21 protein-coding genes and 1 riboswitch are annotated in these 22,806 nt (G+C 71.2%); of the genes, 11 read left to right on the top strand and 10 right to left on the bottom strand.

All coding sequences use genetic code 11. The features are described from left to right. Positions 1-167: 167 nt before the first annotated feature. Positions 168-365 (bottom strand): hypothetical protein, encoded by a 198-nt coding sequence (locus tag ACS5RC_RS17755; RefSeq protein ID WP_478345224.1) that lies wholly within the window; start codon positions 363-365, stop codon positions 168-170. A 338-nt stretch (positions 366-703) separates the two neighbouring features. Between ACS5RC_RS17755 and mgtE the strand changes: the two genes are divergently transcribed. Next, positions 704-2,074 (top strand): magnesium transporter, encoded by a 1,371-nt coding sequence (gene mgtE / locus ACS5RC_RS17750; RefSeq protein WP_478345223.1) that lies wholly within the window; start codon positions 704-706, stop codon positions 2,072-2,074. Here mgtE and ACS5RC_RS17745 read toward each other — a convergent pair. From ACS5RC_RS17745 to ACS5RC_RS17725, 5 genes are all read right to left on the bottom strand, one after another. Continuing rightward, positions 2,034-2,492 (bottom strand): hypothetical protein, encoded by a 459-nt coding sequence (locus tag ACS5RC_RS17745; RefSeq protein WP_478345222.1) that lies wholly within the window; start codon positions 2,490-2,492, stop codon positions 2,034-2,036. The genes mgtE and ACS5RC_RS17745 overlap by 41 nt on opposite strands. Positions 2,493-2,846: 354 nt before the next feature. Continuing rightward, a complete protein-coding gene (locus tag ACS5RC_RS17740; RefSeq protein WP_478345221.1) occupies positions 2,847-3,689 on the bottom strand; it encodes an alpha/beta hydrolase in 843 nt (280 codons plus the stop codon). Beyond that, entirely contained in the window at positions 3,686-4,246 is a 561-nt protein-coding gene (locus ACS5RC_RS17735) for a MaoC family dehydratase (protein ID WP_478345220.1), read from the bottom strand. The genes ACS5RC_RS17740 and ACS5RC_RS17735 overlap by 4 nt, the downstream gene beginning before the upstream one ends. Further along, entirely contained in the window at positions 4,246-5,442 is a 1,197-nt protein-coding gene (locus tag ACS5RC_RS17730; RefSeq protein ID WP_478345219.1) for a beta-ketoacyl-[acyl-carrier-protein] synthase family protein, read from the bottom strand. The genes ACS5RC_RS17735 and ACS5RC_RS17730 overlap by 1 nt, the downstream gene beginning before the upstream one ends. After that, positions 5,439-5,576: a hypothetical protein gene (locus ACS5RC_RS17725; protein ID WP_478345218.1), complete on the bottom strand. Its 138-nt coding sequence runs from the start codon at positions 5,574-5,576 to the stop codon at positions 5,439-5,441. The genes ACS5RC_RS17730 and ACS5RC_RS17725 overlap by 4 nt, the downstream gene beginning before the upstream one ends. Positions 5,577-6,103: 527 nt before the next feature. On the opposite strand from ACS5RC_RS17725, the gene ACS5RC_RS17720 reads away from it, so the two are divergent. The 4 genes from ACS5RC_RS17720 to ACS5RC_RS17705 all read left to right on the top strand — a co-directional run bounded on the left by ACS5RC_RS17720 (position 6,104) and on the right by ACS5RC_RS17705 (position 10,747). Continuing rightward, positions 6,104-7,003 (top strand): LpxL/LpxP family acyltransferase, encoded by a 900-nt coding sequence (locus tag ACS5RC_RS17720; RefSeq protein WP_478345217.1) that lies wholly within the window; start codon positions 6,104-6,106, stop codon positions 7,001-7,003. After that, positions 7,000-8,349 (top strand): HlyD family secretion protein, encoded by a 1,350-nt coding sequence (locus ACS5RC_RS17715; protein ID WP_478345216.1) that lies wholly within the window; start codon positions 7,000-7,002, stop codon positions 8,347-8,349. The genes ACS5RC_RS17720 and ACS5RC_RS17715 overlap by 4 nt, the downstream gene beginning before the upstream one ends. Continuing rightward, positions 8,349-10,469 carry a peptidase domain-containing ABC transporter gene (locus ACS5RC_RS17710; protein ID WP_478345215.1) on the top strand — a complete coding sequence of 707 codons (2,121 nt, stop codon included), beginning with the start codon at positions 8,349-8,351 and terminating at the stop codon, positions 10,467-10,469. Before ACS5RC_RS17715 ends, ACS5RC_RS17710 begins: the two co-directional genes overlap by 1 nt. Positions 10,470-10,588: 119 nt before the next feature. After that, positions 10,589-10,747: a hypothetical protein gene (locus tag ACS5RC_RS17705; protein ID WP_478345214.1), complete on the top strand. Its 159-nt coding sequence runs from the start codon at positions 10,589-10,591 to the stop codon at positions 10,745-10,747. A 2-nt stretch (positions 10,748-10,749) separates the two neighbouring features. On the opposite strand, the gene ACS5RC_RS17700 is transcribed toward ACS5RC_RS17705, so the two are convergent. Both ACS5RC_RS17700 and thiC read right to left on the bottom strand, forming a co-directional pair. Further along, the gene (locus ACS5RC_RS17700) at positions 10,750-11,142 is read right to left on the bottom strand and encodes a flagellar protein FlaG (RefSeq protein WP_478345213.1); all 393 of its coding nucleotides are present in this window, start codon (positions 11,140-11,142) and stop codon (positions 10,750-10,752) included. A gap of 208 nt (positions 11,143-11,350) precedes the next feature. Then, on the bottom strand, positions 11,351-13,240 hold the full coding sequence (thiC, locus tag ACS5RC_RS17695) for a phosphomethylpyrimidine synthase ThiC (RefSeq protein ID WP_478345212.1): 1,890 nt from the start codon (positions 13,238-13,240) through the stop codon (positions 11,351-11,353). Positions 13,241-13,312: 72 nt separating this feature from the next. Then, a riboswitch (TPP riboswitch) is annotated at positions 13,313-13,423 on the bottom strand. Between the two features lie 152 nt (positions 13,424-13,575). On the opposite strand from thiC, the gene ACS5RC_RS17690 reads away from it, so the two are divergent. From ACS5RC_RS17690 to ACS5RC_RS17665, 6 genes are all read left to right on the top strand, one after another. After that, complete coding sequence (locus tag ACS5RC_RS17690) at positions 13,576-13,953, top strand: HNH endonuclease family protein (protein ID WP_478345211.1); 378 nt, start codon at positions 13,576-13,578, stop codon at positions 13,951-13,953. A 140-nt stretch (positions 13,954-14,093) separates the two neighbouring features. Then, positions 14,094-15,179, top strand: a complete 1,086-nt coding sequence (locus tag ACS5RC_RS17685) for an acyltransferase family protein (RefSeq protein WP_478345210.1) — start codon at positions 14,094-14,096, stop codon at positions 15,177-15,179. A gap of 95 nt (positions 15,180-15,274) precedes the next feature. Continuing rightward, a complete protein-coding gene (locus ACS5RC_RS17680) occupies positions 15,275-16,420 on the top strand; it encodes a YihY/virulence factor BrkB family protein (protein ID WP_478345209.1) in 1,146 nt (381 codons plus the stop codon). A 239-nt stretch (positions 16,421-16,659) separates the two neighbouring features. After that, entirely contained in the window at positions 16,660-17,880 is a 1,221-nt protein-coding gene (locus ACS5RC_RS17675) for a PepSY-associated TM helix domain-containing protein (RefSeq protein WP_478345208.1), read from the top strand. A gap of 86 nt (positions 17,881-17,966) precedes the next feature. Further along, complete coding sequence (polA, locus tag ACS5RC_RS17670) at positions 17,967-21,131, top strand: DNA polymerase I (protein WP_478345207.1); 3,165 nt, start codon at positions 17,967-17,969, stop codon at positions 21,129-21,131. Between the two features lie 131 nt (positions 21,132-21,262). Further along, the gene (locus ACS5RC_RS17665; protein WP_478345206.1) at positions 21,263-21,541 is read left to right on the top strand and encodes a hypothetical protein; all 279 of its coding nucleotides are present in this window, start codon (positions 21,263-21,265) and stop codon (positions 21,539-21,541) included. 21 nt (positions 21,542-21,562) lie between these two features. On the opposite strand, the gene ACS5RC_RS17660 is transcribed toward ACS5RC_RS17665, so the two are convergent. Next, positions 21,563-22,324 carry a WecB/TagA/CpsF family glycosyltransferase gene (locus ACS5RC_RS17660; protein ID WP_478345205.1) on the bottom strand — a complete coding sequence of 254 codons (762 nt, stop codon included), beginning with the start codon at positions 22,322-22,324 and terminating at the stop codon, positions 21,563-21,565. Between the two features lie 150 nt (positions 22,325-22,474). Next, positions 22,475-22,672 carry a hypothetical protein gene (locus tag ACS5RC_RS17655; RefSeq protein WP_478345204.1) on the bottom strand — a complete coding sequence of 66 codons (198 nt, stop codon included), beginning with the start codon at positions 22,670-22,672 and terminating at the stop codon, positions 22,475-22,477. Between the last annotated feature and the right edge of the window lie 134 nt (positions 22,673-22,806).

Genomic DNA, 22,806 nt, shown 5'->3' with positions numbered 1-22,806 from the left:
TTCTCATAGGAGCTTATGTCCGCGCTGTCGCCGGCTCGTCGATCCGGAAAGGCCAGTTCGGTCAAGGCGTTGGTTCGATCCGCGTCGGTGCGGACCCGGACCCGCCCGGCCCGCCTCCGCGCGCGGTCCGGCCGGCGCGTATCGGGTGGGTGGCGTGCCGGATCCGTTCACGATCCGGTCGTGTTGGAGGAGGGCGCGGCGGCCGGCGGCCGGCGGCCTTGAGGGCGACGCGCGTGCGCGGCCGTCTGGCCGACAAAGTCTCTCTTCACCGAGACGTCACCGGCACCTTCCAGCATCGCCGGATGCGCGCCGAGATGGCCGCCGGTGGGCCCGAGCGGGTCGTGCAGGCCCTTGACCTTCCGCATCCGGCCCCGCGGCGAGCGCCGCCCCGATACTCGGGCGCGCCGGTGCCGGCCGCGACCGCCGCCTCCGGCTGCCGCGGCCGAGCGCGGGGCACCTGTCGTGGACGGCCGGACCCCCGATCGTCGCGGTCTTGACGGCTTCCCCGACGAGGCGCATCGGAGCCGCACCGGCCCCGGCCGACGACTCACCCGAATTCAGCGATGCCCAGCGACGGACCCGATCGACCGTTTTCGCCGAGACCCGTGACGCGCCCGCCCGCCTGAGTTCCTCGCGCGGGCCCGCCGCGCGCCCGGGCTCGGCCGGACGCGCGGGAGTCGTCGCCTCAGCCGAGGCGAGGCCCATGAACGAGATTGCTCCCATCGACGTCCGGGTCGAGCCCTCGGTGCTGGCCGCGCGGCTGTCGGACGAGCGCGCGCCCGACATCGTCGAGGCGCTGAACGAGGAGGCCCCCGAGGTCGCCGCCGCGATCCTGCTCGGGCTGCCCTTCGAGCGCGCCGTCGAGGTGCTCGACCAGCCCGAGCTCGATTGCGCCGCCGACATCATCGAGATGCTGCCGCGCGACCGCGTCGCGACCTACCTGTCGGGCATGTCGGCCGACCGCGTCACCGACGTGTTCCGCGAGATCGAGGAGCCCGGCCGCTCGGACCTGCGCGCCCGCCTCGACGCCGAGACCCGCGGCGCCGTCGACCGGCTGAGCGCCTACGGCGAGGAGACGGTGGGCTCGCTGATGACCACCGAGTTCGTGACCGTGCCGGGCACCTGGACGGTGGCGCAGACCCTCGACCACATCCGCCGGGTCGAGAAGACCCGCGAAACCATCTACGCAATCTTCGTGCTCGACCCGCGCACCCGCGCGCTCACCAAGGCGGTGCCGCTGCGCCGCCTGATCTCGGGCAATCCCGACGACAGCGTGCTCTCCGTCGCGCCCGGGCGGCGCCCGCTCGCGGTGACGGCGACCGCGAGCCGCGAGGAGGCCGCGCGGCTGATCTCGAAATACGACCTCCTGGCCCTGCCGGTGGTCGACGCGGTGGGCCACGTCATCGGCATCGTCACGGTCGACGACATGATCGACGCCATGATCGAGAAGCAGACGCAGGACGTGCAGCGCTTCGGCGGCATGGAGGCGCTGCCCGAGCCCTACATGGATATCGGCTTCCTCACGATGATCCGGAAGCGGGCCGGGTGGCTCTGTGCCCTGTTCCTCTCCGAGATGCTGACCGCCTCGGCCATGCAGGGCTTCGAGGGCGAGCTGGAGAAGGCGCTGGTCCTGACCCTGTTCATCCCGCTGATCATGAGCTCGGGCGGCAATTCGGGCAGCCAGGCGACCTCGCTCCTGATCCGCGCCCTGGCGCTGCACCAGATCCGCCTGCGCGACTGGTGGAAGGTGGCCTTGCGGGAATTGCCGACCGGCCTCGTCCTCGGCGCGATCCTCGGCCTCATCGCCATCGCCCGCATCGCGATCTGGCAGAAGACCGGCCTGTACGATTACGGCCCGCACTGGCCGCTCGTCGCCGCCACCGTCGGGGGGGCGCTCGTGGGCATCGTCACCTTCGGCTCGCTGGCCGGCTCGATGCTGCCCTTCCTGCTCCAGCGCATCGGCTTCGATCCGGCGACTGCCTCGGCGCCGTTCGTGGCGACCCTCGTCGACGTCACGGGCCTCGTCATCTACTTCAGCGTGGCGCTGCTGATCCTGCGCGGCACGCTGCTCTGATCCGGCCCGGCGGCCACGGCCGCGAGGGGGGCGTGCGCAGCCGGTTGATCGCCGCCACGCGACTGTAGGTCAGCCGGTCGCGCGCGAACGCGACATTGGTCTTGGCGACATTGGCCTTGGCGACATTGGCCTCGGTCAGCTCCGCCAGGATGTTGAGGATGTCCACGGTCGTCATCGTGCCGAGCTGCATCTCCATCTTCCGGCCCTGCACCGCCTGCTCGATCTTGCGGACGCGCTTGGCCGCCTCGCCGACTTGGACGATGGCCGAGCGCCGCCGGACGAAGACCGCCGAGGCCTGCACCACCGGCGTCCGCTCCAGCTCGAGGGATTCGTAGGCCTTCTGCTGCGCGAGGGCGTTGCCGCGCGCGACGTCCGAGAACTCGCCCGGGTCGTCGATCGGCAGCCGGGCCTGCAGCATCGTCGACGTGTCGCGGAACTTGTAGGGGTATTCGAGACCGCGCCCTGGCGCGTGTGGGTGAAGACGAGGTTCACCTGCGGCAGGAAGCGCGCGTGGGCGGTCCGGCCCCAAGCCGCTTGGCACGCCCACACCACGTCTGTCGTTCCAGCCTGGCTCGGCGACCGCGCGATACTGAATACAGTTAAAACGCGCGTCCTTAACGATCCATGACGCGATGGATTGCTATAGCCGGCCGCAGTGGAGCATTGGATCTGACGACAGGCTTGTCGGCCGGCGCGCCGCATAATTCGGTCGGCGCTGATCGGTCGAAGATTCGCGCGGTCGCCCCGCTCCGGCGGTCGCGTCCCGAACGGATCAGGGCGCGGCGCGGGCGGCATTCGCCGCGGGCACGGACAGGCCCGTCCGGTTCGCGAGCCAGCCGCGCAGGCGCGCCACGGCCGCATCCGTCCCCAGGACGAGGTGCGGCCCGTCGGCGATCGGCGCGAACTCCGCCGCGGGGCCGGCCGCCGCGAGACGCTCGGCGAAGCGCAGCGGAATCACCCCGTCGGCGGTGCCATGCAGGATCAGAATCGGCGCCCGCACCCGCGGGATCAGCGCGGTCGCGTCGAAGCGGTCGCGCAGGCCGAGCCGGATCGGGAACATCCAGTAGCGATCGGCGGCCACGTCGCTGATCGACGAATAGGCCCCGGCCAGCACCACGCCGCCCACCGGGACCTGCGCGGCGAGCCCGAGGGCGATGCCCGATCCGAGCGATTCTCCGAGGACGACGATGCTCTCCGGCCCGAAGCCGAGGCCGCGGGCGAAGCGGTAGACGGTCTCGGCATCCGCGCCGAGCCCCGCCTCGGAGGGTTCGCCGCCCGAGCCGCCGAAGCCCCGGTAATCGAGGGCCAGGACCGCCGGTCCAAGTTCGGCGAGCCGCGCGAAGCGGTCGGTCCGGTAGGCGAGTGACCCGCCGATCCCGTGCAGGTAGAGGATCAGGCCGGGGCCGGTGCCGGGTCGGTACCAGGCCACGAGCGGGGTCCCGTCCGGTGCGGTCAGCCGCTCGACCGCGACGTCCTGCAACCCGAGGGCGCCGGGTGCGATCTCGGCGGGATCCGCTCGGAACAGCAGGCTGCGCTGGCTCAGATACAGGGCGAGGGCGGCGCAGAGATACAGGCCCGCGACGAGACCGGCCGCGACGGAGAGGGCCTTGATCACCCGGGCCCGTCCGCGAAGACGAGCATCAGCGACAGCTCCGCCGTGAGCACGACGGCGCCCGTCCCCGCGGCCTCGATCGAGACGCGGGCGCGCAAGGCGGCTCGGCTCTCCGGCAGGACGCTGAGGCCCGTCAGCACGAAGTGGCCGCGGATCCGCTCGTTCACCCGGACGGGCGCGAGCAGCCGCACCTTGTCGGCCCCCATGTTGACGCACATCCGCAGGGCGGGATGGCGCGGCAGCGCCTCGTCGGCGAAGGTGGAGACCATCGCGAGGGTCAGGTAGCCGTGCGCGATCGTGCCGCCGAAGGGCGTCTCGGCGGCGGCCCGCTCCGGATCGACATGGACGAACTGGAAATCGCCCGTCGCCCGCGCGAACGCGTCGATCCGGCCCTGATCGATCAGGGCCCAGGACGAGGTGCCGATCGGCAAGCCGATGCGCGCCTTCAGATCGGCGAGGAAGTCGGCGGCCGTCCCGGGGGCGGCCTGCGAACCGGCCTCCGGGGCTGCCGCAGGGGCCGTCTCCCCGGCCTCCGGCAGGATCAGCGCGGCGCCTGCCATCAGCCGGCCTGCCGCAGGATCAGGCTGGCGTTCAGCCCGCCGAAAGCGAAGGAATTCGACATCGCGGCGGGGATCGGCATCGGCCGGGCCTCGAGCGGGATGGCGTCGAAATCGAGCTCGGGATCCGGCTCGTGGAGGTTCGCGGTCGGCGGCGCGATCGCGCGTTCCATCGCCAGCACGGTCGCCACCGCCTCCAGCGCGCCCGCCGCCCCGAGCGCGTGGCCGACCGCCCCCTTGATCGAGGAGACCGGCGGGATCCGGCCCCGTCTGAACACCTCCGTCATGGCGAGGCCCTCGGTCAGGTCGTTGGCCCGCGTCCCGGTGCCGTGGGCGTTCACGTAGGCGATGTCGCGCGGGCTCATCCCGGCCGCCGCCAGGGCGCCCGCCATCGCGCGGGCCATGCCGTCGGCGCTCGGCGCCACGATGTCGCCCGCATCGGCATTCGAGGCGAAACCCGCCACCGCGACCCCGGGCCGGCGCCCGCGCGCCCGCGCATGCGCGCCCCGCTCCAGGACCAGGATGCCGGCGCCCTCGGCGACGACGAGGCCGTCGCGGTCGCGCGCGAACGGCCGGCAGCGCGAGCGGCTCATGATCTTCATGGCGTCCCAGGCGAGGAGCGTGCCGCGCGACAGGGGCGCCTCGGTCCCGCCCGCGATGGCCACGTCGACGATGCCGGCGGCGACCATCTGGGCGGCGAGCCCGATCGCGTGGGTGGCCGAGGCGCAGGCGCTGGCGATGACGAAGCAGGGGCCTTTCGCGCCGAAGGCGAGCGAGACCCAGCTCGCCGAGGAGCTGGTCATGGCCCGGACTACGGAGAAGGGATGCAGGCGCTTGCCGTCCTTGTAGAGGCGCTCGTACTGCACATCGAGGCTGGTCAGGCCGCCGCCGCCGTTGCCGAGGATGACGGCGACGCGCTCGGGCGCGACGGATCCCGTCTCGAGCCCGGCATCCGCGACCGCCTGCTTGGCGGCGGCCACCGCCAGGAGGCCGCTGCGATCGCAGGCCGCGAGCGTCGGGATCGGCAGCCCCGAGAAATCGGCGGCCTCGTCCACCTGCGCGGCCAGGATCCCGGTCTCGGGCACGGCGCGGGCGGGCGTGAACAGGTTGGCGCCGGAAACGAGGCTCGACCAGAAGGCGTCGACCGTGAGGCCGCCCGGAGCGACGACGCCGAGGCCTGAGACGACGACGTCGCTCATGCCGCCCGCGCCTCGTCCAGGATGGTCGACGCGTTCCAGCCCGGGATTTCGGCACTCAGGATCTGGCCCAAGATGTCGATCGGCCAGGCCTCGACCGGATTTGGCGGCGGGAGATCAGTTGTTTCAGGCGCCATGATTGCTCGACCCCGCTTCCGGCATGCCGGAGAGTGTCGATGTCAGGCGTAAATTTTCAAGCCAATTATATCGTTCTTAACCCGATTCGCGAAGGATAGTAAATACAGACCTCGCGCTGGGGTTAAGGAAATAACACCGTAGTCTGACCACGTTGAGCAGTTTTGGGACGCCCGATAGGAATCGGAGGCGGCCGATCAACGGCCCGCCGGCAGCACGACAGTGATGCCGTGCCCTTTTCAGGAGTGCATCTTGTGAAGAAGCTCGACCTCGCCGCTCTGAAGACCGTTTCCGGTGGCACCTCCTGCGCCCCGCCCTGCCCCCCGCCGGCCCCGGCCTGCAAGCCGGCCTGCAGCAGCAGCTGCTCGTAATCCGTTCCGCGGGCGGATCGGGACAGTCGGCGCCCGGCCTGTCCCGGATCGTCCTTCGCCGGACGTGGGACGTCGCTCGGGGTTTCGGGCGACGTTTCCATGTGTGGAGCCCGGTTTCTGCCGCCGCCGCGGCCCCGAACAGGCAGTTCCGACCGACGATGATCGAAGCGACGCCCCTGCAGACCTTCGTGGCCGGCCTGCCGATCGGGTTGCGCCGCCGCGCCCTGCGCGCCGCCTGGCAATGGCGGCGGATGACCCGCCGCCTCGCCTCGCACGGCTTCGGTCCCGTCCTGCGCGACACCTTGCGGCTCTCCCGCGCCGAGGCGGACCGGCTCGACGCCGAGGCGGTGTTCTCCGACGATCTCTACCAGCTGGAATGGTTGTCGCTGCTCAATCGATCGCAGGCCAGCATCAAGGCCGATTGGCAGCGGATCGCGTTCCCGGATCGCGCGGCGCTCGAGCGGGTGGCCGCGAGCGGCAAGCCGGTGATCCTCGCCCCGATCCACATGGGCTGCTTCGCGCTCGCCTTCGCGCGGCTGATCCACGACGTCTTCCCCGACCGCAAGATGCTGATCCTGCGCGCCCGCGAGGATCGCGAGATCGAGACCCGGGTGATGCGGCGCATCTCCGAGATCGGGATCGACATGCGGTTCCTGAACGTACGCGACAAGCAGGATTACATCGATGCGGTGCGCTTCGCGCGGACCGGCAGCGTGATCGTCACCTTCGTCGATCTGCCGGGCAGCTACGGCGGCGCCGTCGACGCGACGCTGTTCGGCCGCCCGGTCCGGCTCGCCATGGGGATCGACAGCCTCGCCCGGCTCACCGAGGCCACCGTCGTGCCGCTCGCCATCACCTCCGGCGTAGGCGGCGACACGATCCGGGTCGGCCGGCCCTTCGAGGTCGCCGAGAGCGGCCCGGAGACCCGGCGCCGGGTCACCGACCTCGTCTGCCGCCACATCGAGCAATCGGTGCTCGCCGCGCCGGCGCAGTGGTTCATGTGGCCGCGCCTCGACGAATTCCTGACCGTCCGGCCCGGGGGAGGGCATCCCGCATGAGCTCGAGCGCCGCCCCGACCGAGGCCCGCCACGACGCCCCGGAGCCGGATCCCGCCCCGGGCGAGGCCGCCGACGCCGCGGCCGATCCCGGCGACGCGTCCCAAGCGACCCGGATCGCGGCGCCACGCATCCTCCAGACCATCGATCTGCGCCAGGACCGGACCTCGGCCTTCGCCACCCTGCTCGTCGCCGCGGTGGTCGTCGCGGTCGCGGGCGGCCTCTGGTTCGGGCATTTCGCGCAGACCGAGAGCGTGCGCGGCACGGTGGCGGCGACCGGCGGATTCGCCAGGCTCGACGCTCCGCGGGCGGGCGTGGTCAGCCGCATCTTCGTCAAGCAGGGCGACGCCGTCCAGGCGGGCCAAGCGATCTACGCCCTGCGGATGGGCACCGCCACGGTCGGGGGCGAATCGGCCGTCGACGCCGAGATCCGCAACCTGCAGCTGACCCGCAAGGGCCTCGTCGAGGAGGTCGAGCGCGCCAAGGCCTTCATTGCCCGCGCCCGGACCCAGCAGGAGAAGATCACCGCCGACCAGGAGGTCTTCTACGCGGGCCTCGCCGAGCAGGCCAAGCGCCAGATGGCGGCCGTGGAGAAGACCCGCGCCGTGGTGCGGCGGATCTCGGCCTACGTGCAGAGCGGCTACGCCACCCGCGACCTGCTCGAATCCCACGAGCGGACGAGCTTCGAGTACGAGCGCCAGCTCTCGGAGCTGCGCCTCAAGCGCCTGGAATATCAGCGCCAGGACGCGGAGCGGCGGCGGGAATTCGACCTCCTGGTCGCCACCAAGCTCTCCCAGCAGGCGACCGCGCAGAACCAGATCGAGGCGACCGACAGCCGCCTCGCCATGCTGAAGACGGAAGCGGCGATCGACGTCCAGGCCCAGAATCCCGGCACCGTGCTGGCGCTCGCCGCCCAGGTCGGCGATTCGGTGAAGGCCGGGCAGTTCGTGGCCGCGACCGGCGACCCGAACGCCGCGCCGCTCATCGTCATCGACGCGCCGGCCCGCGCGGTGGGCCTCGCCAAGGTCGGGCAGCGGGTCATCATCAAGTACGACGCGTTCCCGTTCAAGACCTTCGGCATCCAGCACGGAACGATCACCTACATCTCGGCGGCGGCCGTGCGCGCGCCCGCGGGCGACGACAAGCCCGATCTCGGGCTCGATCCGCGACCCGTGGATCGCCAATCCGCCTACCGCATCGAGATCCGCCCGGATCGCAGCGACGTCGAGGCCTACGGCGAGCGCATCCCGATCAAGATCGGCTCGACCCTGTCGGCCGACATCGTGATCGAGCGGCGCCGCTTCCTGGACTGGGTGCTCGATCCGATCCGTGCGCTGAGGGGACGCTGATGTTCGGGGCCGGTCCGCGGCGCAGGCGCAAGATCCGCTCGGTCGTGCAGAGCGAGACCATGGAATGCGGTCTCGCCTGCCTGGCGATGGTCGCCAACGCGCACCGGCACGACATCGACCTGCCCTATCTGCGCGCGCTGTTCCCGCCCTCGCAGCGCGGGATGACCTTCGCCGACATCGTCGAGGTGGCCGAGCAGGTCGGACTCGACGCGCAGGGGCTGGCGATCGCCAATGTCGGCGAATTGCATACGATTACCTGCCCGGCCATCCTGCACTGGAACGGCAACCACTTCGTCGTGCTCGAGACGGTGGTGCGCGGCGTCTTCCACATCCACGATCCGGCCTTCGGCCCGCGTGCCTACGCGCAGGAGGACGTGGAGCGGCATTTCAGCGGCGTCGCCCTCGAATTCGAGCGCCGCGTCGATTTCCAGGCGATCCGGACGGCGCGCAAATCCCTGTTCTGGGCGGTGTTCCGCTCGTGCCGGGGCATCGAGGGCACGCTGGCGCGGATCACCGTCCTGTCGCTCGGCGCGACCCTGTTCGCCCTCGGCACGCCGATCTTCCTGCAGACCGCGATCGACACGGTGATCCCGCAATACGACCTCGACCTGCTGACGGTCGTGGTCGTCGGGCTCGCCCTGTTCAGCGCCTTCGAGGCGGTGTCGCGCTGGCTGCGCGACGTGATCGCGCTGCGCGCCGCGACCATGTTCGAGATCCATTTCACCCGCAACATCGTCAGCCACGCCTTCCGGCTGCCGATCGGCTTCTTCGAGGCCCGCCATCCGGGCGACTTCGTCACGCGGCTGAGTTCGGTCGACCAGATCAAGACCTTCCTGGTCAACGGCTTCATCTCGTCGATCGCGGACGGGGCCATGTCCGTCGTCCTCGTCGGGATGATGTACTACTACTCGCCCACCATGGCCGCCGCCTCGCTGGCGACGCTGGTGGCGGCGATCCTCGTCCGCTTCGCCACCTATCCGGGCATCGCGCGCAGCACCGCCCTGTCCCTGGAGGCGCGCTCCGAGGAGCAGGCCCGCCTGCTCGACGGGCTGGCGCAGATCTCCGCGCTGAAGGTCAGCAACACCACGAGCTTCTTCTCTCTCAAGTGGCTCGAGACATTCACACGCTTCGCCAACTACGGCTACCGGTCTAAGAAGCTTTCCATCGACGCGGACCTGTTCCTGCACTTAATCTTCATGCTCGGCACGGTGACGACGCTCTACATGGGCGTCACCGACGTGATGAAGAGCACGCTCTCCGTCGGCGTGCTCTACGCCTTCTTCGCCCTGCGCGGTTCGTTCTTCAACAGCATGAACACGCTCATCATGAGCCTGCTGCAGCTCTCGGTGATGCGGGTGCATTTCGGCCGCCTCGACGACGTGCTCGACGAGGATCCCGAGCCGCAGAGCGCGGGCGTCGGCATCGAGCGGGTGATCCGCCGGACGGTCGCCCTCGAGGACGTGGCGATCCGGTTCGACCGGTCGGCGCGCCCTCTCGTGGAGCATGTCCGCCTCACCATCCGGGTCGACCGCGCCGAGACGATCGCGATCGTGGGGCCGTCGGGCTGCGGCAAGTCCTCGCTGCTCAAGATCCTGGCGAGCCTGAACGGGCGCGCGGCGGGCGCCATGCTCGTCGACGGCCGCCCGATCGAGGAATTCGGCATCCACGAGTACCGCGCCAATATCGGCTGCGTCTTCGCGGACGACCGGGTGCTCGCGGGCACGGTGCTCGACAACCTGTCCCTGTTCTCGCCCGACATCACGCAGAGGCAGATCGAATCGGCGCTCGTGACGGTCGGCCTGCTCGACGCGATCCGGGACCTGCCTCAGGGCTTCGCGACCCAGCTCTCGGACGAGAGCCCGCTGCTCTCCACCGGCCAGCGCCGCCGGCTGCTGCTCGCCCGCGCGCTCTGCCGCAAGCCCCGACTGCTGCTTCTGGACGAGATCACCGCCAATCTCGATCCCGCCTCCGAGCAGGCGCTGATCCGCGCGCTCATGGAGATCCCGGTCGCCAAGGTCTTCGTCACCCACAGCGCGCACCTGCTGCCCTTCGCGGACCGGGTGCTGGAGGTGAATCACGGCGCGCTGGTCGACGTCACGGCGACCCGGCGCGCCGCCTGACGCGCCCTCGGGCGCGCCTCGGGTCGGCACGGGTGCGGGAATCCCACACCGGGCCGCGAACGTGACACACGGTTAACACCTTCCTGGCTAGGATCGCCCCGTCAGACCCGGAGCCGTCCATGACCATGCTGCTCGTCGCGCTGCTCGCCCCGCTCCTCGCCGCCATCTTCCTCGCCAAGGGACGTCCCGGCCCGGCCCTCGGCTGCCTCTGCCTGATGGGCCTCGGCGTGATGATCGCCTGCGCGAGCGTCGTCGGCCTCGTCCGCCAGCGCGCCTGATCTCACGCGCTGAGGTCGAGGGCGACCGCCGTCTCCTTGCCGCGGCCGGCTTCCGTCTTGCGGGTCGCCTCCACCTCCGCGTAGGCCCGCGCCTTCAGGACGGTGGCGGTCGGCAATTGCACGACGATGTCGCCCGAGGTCGGATCGATCACCTGATAGACGAGATCCTTGGTGCTCGCGTCGCGCACGAATTGCGTCCGGTAATCGGACTCGTTCGGGACCGCGGGGGAGGGAGCGTCCGCCGGCGCGCGGATGTCGAGCGTCACCGCGGGCTCGAGCGGCGTCGGGCTCCGCTCCGTCGGCGCGATCGGGGCAGGCGGTGCCGCGGGCTGGACCGGGGGGACGACGGGAAGTGCCGGCCTCTCGGCGGCTTGCACGCTGCCGATCTCGTTCATGTGTTGGGCCTCCGGATGGGAACCACGATCCCATCAGGCGCCGCAGCGGTAACCCGTCCGTTAACGGCGCACTCACGATCCGAGAAGGCCTCAACACCGGGTTAACGCAGCGCTGAAAATCCCGGCGATGTGGGCCGCCCGAAACGCGACGGGGGCGGGATTCCGACCGGACCCCGCCCCCGTGCCGTTCGGATCGGCGTGTCGGCGCCTACTCGGCGGCGTCGACGTAGAGCTTGCCGCCCTCCGCCAGGAACTCCTCGGACTTCGCCTTCATGCCGGCCTCGCGCTCGGCCGTGGACATGACGGGCGCGGTGTGGATGACCTCGCCCGCCGCCTCCATCGCCAGCACCTCGGCGCGCAGGTCCTGCGTGATCTTCATCGAGCAGAATTTCGGTCCGCACATCGAGCAGAAATGCGCGACCTTGTGGGCGTCCTTCGGCAGGGTCTCGTCGTGGTAGGCGCGCGCCGTGTCGGGGTCGAGGCTCAGGTTGAACTGGTCCTCCCAGCGGAAGTCGAAGCGCGCGCGGGACAGCGCGTCGTCGCGCAGCTGCGCGGCCGGGTGGCCCTTGGCGAGGTCGGCGGCGTGGGCGGCGATCTTGTAGGTGATCACGCCGGTCTTCACGTCGTCGCGGTTGGGGAGCCCGAGATGCTCCTTCGGGGTGACGTAGCAGAGCATGGCGGTGCCGAACCAGCCGATCATGGCGGCGCCGATGCCCGAGGTGATGTGGTCGTAGCCGGGCGCGATGTCGGTGGTCAGCGGGCCGAGTGTGTAGAACGGCGCCTCGCCGCACTCGCGCAGCTGCTTCTCCATGTTGACCTTGATCTTGTGCATCGGCACGTGGCCGGGGCCCTCGATCATCACCTGGCAGCCCTTGTCCCAGGCGACCTTGGTGAGCTCGCCCAGCGTCTCCAGCTCGGCGAATTGCGCGGCGTCGTTGGCATCGGCGATCGAGCCGGGCCGCAGGCCGTCGCCCAGCGAGAACGAGACGTCGTAGGCGCGGCAGATGTCGCAGATCTCGTCGAAGCGCTCGTAGAGGAACGACTCGCGGTGCCCGGCGAGGCACCAGCGCGCCATGATCGAGCCGCCGCGCGAGACGATGCCGGTGACGCGCCGCGCGGTGAGCGGCACGTGGGCGAGGCGCACGCCCGCATGGATGGTGAAGTAGTCGATGCCCTGCTCGGCCTGCTCGATGAGGGTGTCCTTGAAGACCTCCCAGTCGAGCTTGAGCGGATCGCCGCCGACCTTCTCCAGCGCCTGGTAGATCGGCACCGTGCCGATCGGGACCGGCGAGTTGCGGATGATCCACGAGCGGATGTTGTGTATGTTGCGGCCGGTGGAGAGGTCCATCACCGTGTCGGCGCCCCAGCGGATCGACCAGACCAGCTTCTCGACCTCTTCCGCCGCCGAGGAGGTCACCGCCGAGTTGCCGATATTGGCGTTGATCTTGACCAGGAAGTTCCGGCCGATCGCCATCGGCTCCAATTCGGTGTGGTTGATGTTGGCCGGGATGATGGCCCGGCCGCGGGCCACCTCGTCGCGCACGAATTCCGGGGTGATGAAGGCCGGCACCGCGGCGCCGTAGCTCTCGCCGTCGGCGAGCGCGGCCTCGGCCCGCTCCAGCATCTGCTCGCGGCAGAGGTTCTCGCGGTGGGCGACGTAGATCATCTCCTCGGTGACGATCCCCGCGCGGGCGAATTCGTACTGCGTCACCATCTGGCCGGGAGCGGCCTTGCGGATCAGGCGCTCGGCGGGGCAGGGGGCGACGAGCTTGTCGGCGGCCGCGAAGCCGTTGTCCTCGGGCTTGACCGCGCGGGGCTCGACCGTGGCGTAGCCGCGGGACGCGATCCAGGGCTCGCGCACGGCGTTGAGGCCCTTGGCGAGGTCGATGCGGGCGTCCGTCTCGGTATAGGGGCCCGACGGATCGTAGACCCGCACCGGGGCCTCCTTGGGATCCGTCAGCACGATCTCGCGGAACGGCACCCGGATGTCGGCCCGACCGGGGACCTCGGCGTAGAGCTTGTGCGAGCCGTTGATCGGCCCGGTGGTGACGCTCTCTGGGCTACCCTTGACGTCTTTGGTCAGGACGGGTGCGTTCATCGTGGATCTCTCCCTGTGGCGGAGCGATCCGAACCCCTGACGAAAGGCCGATGAGAGCCGGCCCCATATCCCGAGGCCGCAGGTTCCCGTCCCTCCGCCGGTATGAGCCGGATCAGGTTCAAGGGTCAGGACCTGCAGGCCCAATCTCAGCCCCCTCGTGACGGGGCTCCCCTCGGAACGGCCAGAGCCTCGACACTTTGGGCCGCCTTGTCAATCGCGCCCGCATCCGCGCCCGAGACGGAAGGCGCGCCCCGTGTCGGCATGTCGCCGCGCCGCGCGGTCCTCGCGGGCGGGGCGCAGACCTATATCCGGCGGCGACCACGGGAGGGATCCGGTTGGGACGGCGGGACCGCATCTGGCGCGACGACGACCCCGAGACGCACGGGCCGCGGGCAGCGGCGCCCGTGATCTGTCCGCTCTGCGCGCGCCCGATCCCGCCCCGCGCCCGCTCCAGCCTGCATCACCTGACGCCCAAGCTGAAGGGCGGCACCCATCGCGGCACCGTGCGGCTGCACCAGATCTGCCACTCGGCGATCCACGCCCGCTACAGCGAGGCCGAGATCGCCCGCCGCCTCGCCGACGTCGAGGCCCTGCGCGCCGACCCGGAGATCGCGCGCTTCCTCGCCTGGGTGCGGACGAAGCCCGACGATTTCCACGCGGCCACCCGGATGACCCGCGACCGGCGCGGAGCGCGGCGCGACCGGTTCTCGTGAGCCCGCCGCCCTCGGCCCGCACGGGGCCGCGGGACGGCGTTTACCGCGCGTTCGCCATGCCGCGCGGAAGCCCGAGCCGCCGGGGCCTCCTTTAACGGGATGCGCCGAGATTCCCGCCCTGCATGAGGGAGCGGACGGTCATGGCGGGCGGAACGGCGGCGACACCGGAGGCGGATCTGCGGCTCGCCTGGGTCGATGTCGCCAAGGGCATCTGCATCCTTCTCGTGGTCATGATGCACGCCACCCTCGGCACCGGCGAGGCGATGGGCGGCGAGGGCTTCCTCCACACCGTGGTGGCCTTCGCCAAGCCCTTCCGCATCCCGGACTTCTTCCTGCTCTCGGGCCTGTTCGTCGGCCGGGTGATCGACCGCGACTGGCGCCTCTTCGCCGACCGGCGCGTGGTGCACTTCGCCTATTTCTACGGGCTCTGGGTGCTGATCCAGTCGCTCGCCAAGTACGGTGCCATCGTGGGCGACGGCGGGGCGCCGGCCTTCCTCGCCCATCTCGCCGGCACCCTGGTCGAGCCCTACTCGACCCTGTGGTTCATCTACCTGCTCGCCGTGTTCTCCGTGGTCACGAAGCTGCTGCGGCGCCTCCCGGCCCCGCTCCTCCTCGGCGGCGCCGCGCTCCTGCAGACGCTGCCCGTCGATACCGACTGGACCCTGATTGACGAGTTCTGCGCCCGCTACGTCTACTTCGTCGGCGGCTACCTCTTCGCCGGGCGCATCTTCGGCTTCGCCGACGCGGTGCGGGCCCGTCCCGTCGCGGCGCTCGCCGGGCTGGCGCTCTGGGCCGCGATCGAGGGCTGGCTCGCCTTCACGCCGTCCGGGATGGCCGGTTACCCGACGCTCGCGAGCCTGCCGCTGGTGGCGCTCGTCCTCGGGGCCGCCGGGGCGCTCGCCATCGTGGCGAGTGCGGCCCTGCTGATCCGGGCCGGCGGCCCCGTGACGGAGGCGTTGCGCACCTGCGGCCAGCGCTCCATCGTGATCTACCTCGCCTTCTTCCTGCCGATGGCGGCGACCCGCACCCTGCTCGCGAAGTCCGGCCTCGTCCCCGACGTCGGGCTCGCCTCCCTGATCGTCTGGACGGTGGCGGCGATCGTCCCCCTCGTCTTGGAGCGCGCGATTCGCGGCACGCCCCTCGACCTGCTGTTCCGGCGCCCGCGCGCCCTGCACATCGTCCCCGAGCGCGGTCGCGCCGCGGACGCCGTGCTGCGGGCCGCCTGAGCGTCTTCACGGCAGATGCAACCTGTAACTGTATGAGGGGGTTGTTCGCCTGATCTGCCCCGCTCGTGGGCGCCGCGCACAGCGAGGTAGTGCCGATGACGTCCGGAACCGATTCCGTTGCCCGCCAGGACCGCAACGGCACGCTCTGGACGCTGGCGCTCTCGGCGGCGCTCGTCGGGATGGTGGCGCTGCCCCGCCGCCGCGGGCCGCCCGCCGAGGCCGGCGACGCGGCCCCCCGGGAGCCGTCCCCGTCCCATGCGGGAGCGGAGGCGCGATCCGTCTCGCGCCGGGAGGCCGATCGCGGCCGGCAGGCCGCCAAGCCTTCCGAGATCCCGGCCGCGGGCTGGAAGGACATCGCGCTGCGGGTCTACCACGACGTGTCGGAGAACCGCATCGTCTCGGTCGCGGCGGGCGTGACCTTCTACGTCCTCCTCGCGATCTTCCCGGCCATCGCCGCGCTCGTCTCCTGCTACGGCCTGTTCGCCGACCCGGCCGAGATCGGGCGGCAGCTCGACAGCCTGCAGGGCGTGCTGCCCTCGGGCGCGGTCGAGATCGTCGGCGAGCAGGTCAAGCGCCTGACCGAGACCGGCGACAGCAAGCTCGGGCTGACCGCGCTGACCGGCATCGTGCTCTCGATCTGGAGCGCCAACGGCGGCATGAAGGCCGTCTTCGACGCCCTCAACATCGTCTACGAGGAGCGGGAGCGGAGGGGCTTCTTCAAGCTCAACCTCGTCTCCCTCTCCTTCACCGCCGGGGCGCTGCTGTTCATCGTGCTGGCGCTCGGCGGGATCGTGGTGCTTCCGGTGGTGTTCAACACGATCGGCATCAGCGCGCAGGCCTGGTACGTCTCGCTGCTGCGCTGGCCGGTCCTGCTGGTGGCCGTGCTGTTCGCGCTCGCCGCGCTCTATCGCTACGGGCCGAGCCGCGACGCCCCGCGCTGGCGCTGGGTGACCTGGGGCAGCGCGCTCGCGGCCGTGCTCTGGCTCGGCGGCTCGCTGCTGTTCTCGTGGTACGTCGCGAATTTCGGCAGCTACAACAAGACCTACGGCTCGCTCGGCGCGGTGATCGGCTTCATGACCTGGATCTGGATCTCGACGGTGATCGTGCTGATCGGCGCCGAGGTGAATGCCGAGATGGAGCACCAGACCGCACAGGACACCACGCGCGGGCCGGCCCAGCCCCTCGGGCAGCGCGACGCGCGCATGGCCGACACCGTCGGGACGGCGAGCGGGAAGGGCTGACGCGCCGAGGGCAATGCGATCGGGATGAGCGGCCGTATCCGTCGCGTCGTGATCGCGGAAAGACTGCTCTCGGCGCTCTATATCCGGATGTAACCGGCTTAGAATTATTCGAATGCTAAAACATATCCGCGCCCGAACAGAATGCGTGCTTGACGGGCGCGTGCGCCGCACCTTACCGCGGGCCCGTCCCGGCCGTTCGACCCGGTCGGCCTGTCCCGGTATCCCTCGCGGCCGACCCCATGCGCCTGACGCTCCGCACGCTCCTGTTCCGCACGCACTGGATCCTCGGCCTCAGCGCCGGCCTCGTCCTGGCGCTGATGGGCCTGACCGGCGCCCTGATGAGCTACGAGGAGGCGATCGTCGACGCCCTGAACGCCGCGCGCCGCGCGGTCGCCCCCGACGGCCGTGCGCGCCTCGGGCCGGAGGCGCTCGTCGCCCGGATCGAGGCGCAGCACCCGGGCCTGCGCGTCGCCGGGCTGACGATCGCGGGCGATCCGGGGGAGGCGGTGCGGGTGCGCTTCGCCGGCGCGGACCCGGGCGAGCACGCGGCCTCGCACTACGCCGATCCCTACGACGGCGCCGACCGCGGCGCGGTGGCGGGCGAGGCGACCTTCGACACCGTCCGGGCGCTGCACCGCTTCCTCCTGATCCCCGGCGGGCCGCGCGGCTGGGGCCGCACCGTCACGGGGCTCTGCGCCATCGCGCTGCTGATCTTCCTGGCGACCGGTCTCTACCTGCGCTGGCCGAAGCGGCACGGCTGGAGGGTCTGGCTGCGGCCCAGCCTGCGCGTCGCCGGACGCCCGCGCTGGTGGTCGCTGCACGCGGTCGCGGGCACGTGGCTGGTGCCGGTCTACTGCGTCTTCGCGCTCACCGGCCTGTGGTGGTCCTACGATGCCTACAAGGCGGGGGCGACCTACGTCCTCACCGGCGCCTGGCCCGAGGCGCGCCCGCAGCGCGGCCCGCGGCCGGAGGGCGCCACGGCCGGCGGCTCCCGGATGGGCGGGGAGCGGGGCGGCGGCCAGCGGCGCGCCCAGGCCCCGGCGGGACCGGTCGCCCTCGACAAGGCCTGGGAGACCTTCCGGGCCGGGGCCGGGGCCGACGCCGCGACGGCGGTCCTGACGCTTCCCGGCGAGCGCGATCCCGGCATCCGGATCCGCTATCTCGCCCGCGCCGACGACCTGCCGCGGGCCCGCTCCGAGATGAGCTTCGACGCGGCCACGGGCGCCCTGCTGGCCAGCCGGAGCGCCGAGGACAAGCCGCTCGGGCGCCAGATGGCCGACGCCATGCTGGAGGTCCATCGCGGACGCTTCTTCGGCGCGACCGTCGCGCTGGTGTTCTGCCTCGCCGCGCTCGCCATGCCGCTCTTCGCGGCCACCGGCATCGCCCTGTGGATCCTGCGCCGCCGCGCGGCGCGCCGGCGGGCGGTCGCGCCGGCGCGGCCCGTTGCGGTCGGCGCCTGACAACCTGCCCGCGACCGCGACGGCGGTTTCCGTCCGTGCGGTTTCGGTTCTAGACAGGGGCCGACCGCACGCGACACGTAGGCCCGATGAGCGCGAAGACCGAGACCCCGACTCCCGATGCGGAGTCCAAGCCCGTCGGCCCCGGCGACCAGGTGATCCTGGTGGACGGATCGTCCTTCATCTTCCGGGCCTATTTCCAGTCGATCAACCAGGACCAGAAATACAACTCGCGCCCCTCGGACGGGCTGCCGACCGGCGCGGTGCGCCTGTTCTGCACCAAGATCGCGCAGTTCCTGCAGGACGGGGCCGCGGGCACGAAGCCGACCCATCTCGGCATCGTCTTCGACAAGTCGGAGGGCTCGTTCCGCAAGGAGATGTTCCCCGACTACAAGGGGCACCGCCCCGACGCGCCGGACGACCTCAAGCGCCAGATGCCGCTGATGCGGGACGCGGTGCGGGCCTTCGGCCTCCACGCCGTGGAACTGGAGCGCTACGAGGCCGACGACCTCATCGCCACCTATGCCCGGCAGGCCGAGGCGCGGGAGGCCGGCGTCATCATCGTCTCCTCCGACAAGGACTTGATGCAGCTCGTCGGGCCCCTGGTGCGGTTCTACGATTTCGAGTCGGGCGCCAAGGGCAAGCCCGGCTACCGGCCCGAGCGCAACCTCGACGTCGACGCCATCATCGCCAAGTGGGAGGGCCTGCGGCCCGAGCAGATCGGCGACGCGCTGGCGCTGATCGGCGACACCTCGGACAACGTGCCGGGCGTGCCCGGCATCGGCCTGAAGACCGCCGCCGCGCTGATCAAGGAATTCGGCAGCCTGGAGCAGCTCCTGGAGCGTGCGGGCGAGATCAAGCAGCCCAAGCGCCGCGAGACGCTGCTCGCCAATATCGAGCAGGCCCGGCTCTCGCGACAGCTCGTGGCGCTGATCGAGGACGTGCCGGTCCCGGTCGCCCTCGACGACCTGCGCCTGCCCCAGCCCGACCCGGAGCGGCTCGTCGGCTTCCTGAAGGCGATGGAGTTCAACACCCTGACGCGGCGCATCGCCCAGATGCTCCACGTCGATCCCGAGGCCGTGCAGCCCGATCCCCGGCTCCTGCCCGGCGGCCGGCCGCACGGCTACGCCAACGCCAACGGCGGCAGCGACGCGGTGCCGTTCTTCGGCGACGCGGTGCCGCCCGATCCCGAAACCGCGGCGGCGGGGCCTGAGCGTCCGCCAGGCGACGCGCCTCCCGGCTCCGAGGCGGAGGCCGACCCCTTCGCCGATCTCGACCTGCCGGACGCGGCGCCAAAGCCCCGCACGCCCGCCGAGCCGACGCCCGGCAACCTCGTGGCCGCGCGCGCGGCGGAATCGGTCAAGCCCTTCGACACCGAGGCCTACGTGGCGATCCGCAGCCTCGACGCCCTCGACGCCTGGATCGCCGAGGCCGAGGAGGCCGGGGTGATCGCCGTCGACACCGAGACGGATTCGCTGGACGCGCACCGGGCCAATCTCGTCGGCGTCTCGCTGGCCACCGCGACGGGCCGGGCCGCCTATATCCCGCTCGCCCATGTCGAGCCCGTCGAGGGCGTGGCCGACGGCGACCTCTTCGGCGGCGCCAAGTCCGCGACCGGCGAGTTCCGCCTCGTCGCCGAGCAGATCCCCCTCGACGCGGCGATCGCCCGCCTGAAGCCGCTCCTTGAGAACCCGGGCGTGCTGAAGGTCGGCCAGAACCTCAAATACGACTGGCAGGTGCTCGCCCGCTACGGCATCGAGGTGGCGCCCTTCGACGACACCATGCTGATCTCCTACGTGCTCGATGCCGGCAAGGGCGGGCACGGCATGGACGAGCTCGCCCGGCGCCATCTCGGCCACCAGCCGATCACCTTCTCGGACGTGGCCGGCACGGGCCGGGCCAAGGTCACCTTCGACAAGGTGGCGATCGACCGGGCGACGGCCTACGCGGCCGAGGATGCCGACGTGACGCTGCGCCTGTGGCGGATGATGAAGCCCCGGCTCGTGGCCGAGCGCCGGGTCGCCGTCTACGAGACCCTGGAACGCCCGCTGCTGCCGGTGATCGCCCGGATGGAGCGGAACGGCATCCGGATCGACCGCAACATGCTGAGCCGGCTCTCGGGCGACTTCTCCCAGACCCTGGTGCGGCTGGAGGAGGAGATCCAGGCGGATGCGGGCGAGACCTTCTCGGTTAGCTCGCCGAAGCAGATCGGCGACATCCTGTTCGGCAAGATGGGCCTGCCCGGAGCCAAGAAGACGCCGTCCGGCCAGTGGGCGACGCCCGCGACGCTGCTGGAGGAACTCGCCCAGGCCGGCCACGACCTGCCCAAGAAGATCCTCGAATGGCGCCAGCTCTCGAAGCTGAAATCGACCTACACGGACGCGCTCCAGCAACACGCCGACCGCGACACCGACCGGGTCCACACCTCGTTCTCGCTCGCCGCCACCACGACGGGCCGGCTCTCCTCCTCGGAGCCGAACCTGCAGAACATCCCGATCCGCACCGAGGAGGGCCGGCGCATCCGCCGCGCCTTCGTGGCCGGGCCCGGCAACCGCCTGATCTCGGCCGATTACAGCCAGGTCGAGCTGCGCCTGCTCGCCCACATCGCCGACGTTCCGCAGCTGCGCCAGGCCTTCGAGGAAGGCATCGACATCCACGCGGCCACTGCCTCGGCGATGTTCGGCGTGGCGCTCGGCGACATGACGCCGGACCTGCGCCGGCGCGCCAAGACCATCAACTTCGGCATCATCTACGGCATCTCGGCCTTCGGCCTCGCCGACCGCCTCGGCATCGGGCAGGCCGAGGCCTCGGCCTTCATCAAGCAGTATTTCGAGCGCTTCCCCGGCATCCGGGCCTATATCGACGACACCAAGCGCTTCTGCCGCGACAAGGGCTACGTCACCACCCTGTTCGGCCGGATCTGCCATTACCCGCAGATCCGTTCCAACAACCCGCAGGAGCGCGCCAGCGTCGAGCGGCAGGCGATCAACGCCCCGATCCAGGGCACGGCCGCCGACATCATCCGCCGCGCGATGACCAGGATCGAAGAGGCGCTCTCCGAGAAGCGGCTCAACGTCCGCATGCTGCTCCAGGTCCACGACGAACTCGTCTTCGAGGCGCCCGAGGACGAGGTCGACCGGGCGCTGCCGGTGATCGCCTCGGTGATGGAGGAGGCGCCCGCGCCCGCGCTGACCCTGCGGGTGCCCCTCGTGGTCGAGGCGCGGGCGGCGGCGAACTGGGAGGAGGCGCATTGACGGTGCGTCCGCGTCGCGCCGGGCCCTGAACCGCCCGGGGAACCTCCCGCTCGATCGCGCACATCACGTCGCCCATCGCCGACGACGAGCTTCAGGACGACGCCCGGCGCGTCCTGCGCGCCCTGGGGGCGATGAGGCGCGAGATCACCAACGCGAGACTACGGGCGCGCAGCGTCGTCCGCGTGCTGCCCTGTCGCAGCGTCGTCGCGGGCGCCGTCGTCACCGTCGTGGCTATCACAGCGCGCAAGGTCGCCGAGGCGCGCCTGCACGCGCGCGAACGCCGCCTCAGGGCCCGCGTGGAGGGGATCCCGCAGCTCGACTGGCGCGCCATCGCCCTGCGGCTCGGCCGCCGCGGCCGCGGGGAGCCCCCGGATCCGCCGTCCCGGCGAGCGCGCCCGGAGCCGCTCTGACGAAGCTGGGACGAGCCGCGATCAGCCGCGCTGGAGCGCGCCGCGGCGGGCGAACAGGTAGGCGAGATAGATCGCGAAGATGCGCGGGCCGTCCAGAAGATAGCGGCGCGCGAGGCGCTTCGGCTCGGTGCCGAGGCGGAAGGCCCATTCGAGCCCGGCCCGCTGCATCCAGAGCGGGGCCCGGCGCCGGGCGCCGACGAGGAACTCGAGGCCCGCGCCGACGCAGAGCCCGACGCCGCAGGCGATCCCGCGGGCCGCGAGCGCCGCGGCGATGTATTCCTGCTGCGGCGAGCCGACCGCGAGGAAGACGAGGCGGGCGCGGCTGTCCTCGACCGCGTCGAGCGCGGCCTCGAAGGCGCCGGGGTCGCGCAGCAGGTTCATCGGCGGCCGGTGCTGCCGGATCGCGGTGAGGCCGAGCCGGAGGGCGAGCTCTTCGGCGAGCCCGCGATGACCCCCGACCACCAGGATCGGCGTGTCGCGCGCGAGGCGCCGGTCCTGCAGCAGATCGCCCACGAGGTCCGCCCCGGGCGTCACCGGCAGGGCGACGCCCGCGGCCCGGGCCAGCGCCCCGAGGATCCGGCTATCGTTGATGCACAGCCAAGCGTTCCGGTAGAGCGCGGCCACGTCCGGATCGGCGTCGATGCGGACCATGTGGTCGACGTTGGGGGTGACCACGTAGCGGAAGCGCTCGGCCGTGGCCGCGCTCAGGATCGTCTCGACGACCTCGCCGGGCCCGAGCCTGTCGAAGCCGACATTGATGAATTCCTTCCGGTTCCACGGCATCGGTCGTCTCGGCTGGCCTGCGCAACACCCGCCGGTGTCCGCAAGCCCCGTTCCGCCGATCCGGTGCCGATCCGGGACAGAATCCGGCGCCGCGGCACCGCAGAGCCGGTCGATCCGGCGCCGCGCTGCCCGGCTCCGTGCCGGACCGTCCTATTCTGGGCAGGCGCCGAAGCGCCCGCACAGCTCCTCGGGCACGAAGCGGGCGCGGCCGAGGGGGGCCGCGTCCCACGTCCTGACGACGGCCGCCCGAGGGGAGGCCACCGAGCGCGGAGGGTCGGTGAGGATGGTGAGCCAGAAGGCGCCCGTGGCGAGCGCGAATGCGGTGACGAACAGACCGAGCCGGGACATGGGACTCACTCCGCGAATCAGGAACCGCCATGATGCACGCCCGACGCAGTCTCGACATGATCCAAATGGTGGATGTATATCGGGGTTCGTAACCGTATTTGCATGGTCTGTAATATTTAGCACATGACGTATTC

Source organism: Methylobacterium sp. HJ2 (genome assembly GCF_056431005.1).
The sequence above is the reverse complement of the archived record's forward strand: the minus strand, read 5'-3'. Positions and strand labels throughout refer to the sequence as shown.